Genomic DNA, 1,529 nt, shown 5'->3' with positions numbered 1-1,529 from the left:
TTCGGTGGCCGCTCATCAGGATTCACCATGGCTCAATTACTTGTCTGTTCTGAGTTTCACACGACTCGAACCCTGAGGCAATCCCCCCTCTTGACAAAAGGCTTTTTCTCTTAACTTGTCACCAATGACCAGAGCATGAAGTTTGGTACTGAATCCGCCCCGTGAACGCCCTAAAGACTGATTGTCTTGCCCCCTTTGGCTCCAGCCGCGCAAGGATGAGCGCGAATGACTGTACTGTCGGGGATGATACTCTCTAAGTCTGCTGAGTGTGACACTTCTGTGAGCAAACGCTGCCAAATCCCTCGCTGAGACCAACGTTGATAGCGTTTGTAGACACTATTCCATTTGCCAAAACGCCTTGGTAGTTCTCTCCACTGCGCTCCAGTACGAGTTACCCAGAGAACCCCATTGAGGAAACGACGACAGGCTTTTGGGTCTCGGATACGTATATCATCTTGCTTTCTGAGGAAGCTAAAGATTTGCTGCCAAGAAAAATCATCTAGTTTAGCACGAGACTTCATCGGTAGTTTCTGAGCTTGATTAACTGCAAACTCCCTCACTGTCTCATCTTTAGCTTTATTTGTCAACAGAACCTAGCAAGATTACTACCAAGATTACTACCAAGGGATTTCCCGAGATCGGCAGGGTTAAGCGATCGCAAAGAATTCCGCAAGTCCGCTACACTTTCGAGCAAAAACTGAGCGCGAAATGCACCGGTTTTTGGGAAACCAAAGGAGGTAGTACCAAATTGTCGGTCATCAAAGCAGTACAGGGGGATAATTTCAGCTTTTTCCTGGACAGCTTGATAGAGTGGCTCATGGTCATGGATCCGTAAATCGTTGCGATACCAGATCACGATAAGTTTTTGATTCACAGTGGCTGAGGTCGGTTTTGTTTGATTTTGCCAAGATCCACGAAAGCGCCAAAATGACATTAAGGCGTAGCCCTGATGTCATGTGATTTGTGGTGCTTTTTGTAGTTGCAGATTTTTGTAGTCCGATTGGATGGCATGCCGCAACTGCTCTAGGTGTTCGCGCTTTAGTGCGCTTTTTCACTCTACCAGCGTAACCCTTGCTGATCAATTTCTTTACTGTGTCTCGGCGTTCGCGTCGCGTGGCCTAAAGGCCATCGAAAAACAGAACATAAAACCAAAACTAGATTTTGACAATCCATTATTCAGCAATGCTCCTAAGTCTGGCAATTTGGCGCTTAGTAATGGCAAACTTCTTAGGCGCTTTGATGCGGCGAAATAAAACAGTGATCAGAGCCAAGAATTTGGTTTTATTCATGATTTGCTTGAGATGGGTGCTGTGTCATAGCGATCGCTGGGACAATGTCGTCTAGTGTGATGTCGAACATGAGGGTGAATCGAGCCTCTGGTATTAAGCAGCGCAGTGCTTGTAGATGGGCTTCTGCTTGATTGCGGCGGCGAAAGCGAGCAACAACGATTCGCTGGCATTTAGGCAGATGGCGGATGATGCGCCAAGGAAATAGTTCGTCTTTATAGCTCATTGATGCACTCCTATTAA

Annotated in this window: 3 protein-coding genes; all 3 read right to left on the bottom strand. The window is 46.7% G+C overall.

The window, feature by feature from the left end; genetic code table 11:
- Positions 1-170: 170 nt before the first annotated feature.
- On the bottom strand, positions 171-587 hold the full coding sequence (locus F6K49_RS47930; protein ID WP_293109640.1) for a transposase: 417 nt from the start codon (positions 585-587) through the stop codon (positions 171-173).
- Positions 584-874: a deoxyribodipyrimidine photo-lyase gene (locus F6K49_RS47925; RefSeq protein WP_366514349.1), complete on the bottom strand. Its 291-nt coding sequence runs from the start codon at positions 872-874 to the stop codon at positions 584-586. The genes F6K49_RS47930 and F6K49_RS47925 overlap by 4 nt, the downstream gene beginning before the upstream one ends.
- A 407-nt stretch (positions 875-1,281) precedes the next feature.
- Positions 1,282-1,529 (bottom strand): hypothetical protein (locus tag F6K49_RS47920; protein ID WP_366514348.1); only part of this gene is annotated, 248 nt, incomplete at its 5' end.

It is taken from the genome of Moorena sp. SIO3I6, assembly GCF_010672095.1.
This window is presented reverse-complemented; position numbering and strand designations above follow the sequence as displayed.